Genomic DNA, 380 nt, shown 5'->3' on the forward strand with positions numbered 1-380 from the left:
AAATACACCACGTCGCTGCCCTTCACCGCCGCCAGGGTCTGCTGTGCATCGAGCAGGTCGGCCGCGACCAGCGTATCGCTGTCGTTGACCTTCCTCGGGTTGCGGCTGACCAATCTTAAATCATCGGTGTACGCGCGCTTCAGTTCACGCGCCAGCTCTTGGGCGATCTGGCCACTGGCGCCCAGGATCGTTTGCATTGGCGTTCCTCATCGCAATGAAAAAAACTCCGCCCACTCAGGGCGGAGCAAAAGTGCTTGTTCGCGCTTAACTGTTCACGAACGCCAGCAGATCGGCGTTGACCTGATCGGCATGGGTAGTCGGTATGCCGTGCGGCGCGCCCTTATAGGTATGGAGCGTGCCGTTTTGCACCAGCTTGGCCG

General features: G+C 59.7%; 1 protein-coding gene and 1 pseudogene. Both read right to left on the reverse strand.

The window, feature by feature from the left end:
- The coding region (locus C5L13_RS28585; protein WP_158693571.1) for an NAD(P)H-binding protein at window positions 1–197 on the reverse strand (197 nt) is incomplete at its 3' end.
- A 67-nt stretch (window positions 198–264) separates the two neighbouring features.
- Window positions 265–380, reverse strand: a pseudogene (locus C5L13_RS29445) (alpha/beta fold hydrolase); the annotation flags it as partial.

Source organism: Neorhizobium alkalisoli, assembly GCF_002968635.1.
In the GTDB taxonomy this organism is placed as follows: Bacteria; Pseudomonadota; Alphaproteobacteria; order Rhizobiales; family Rhizobiaceae; genus Neorhizobium; species Neorhizobium alkalisoli.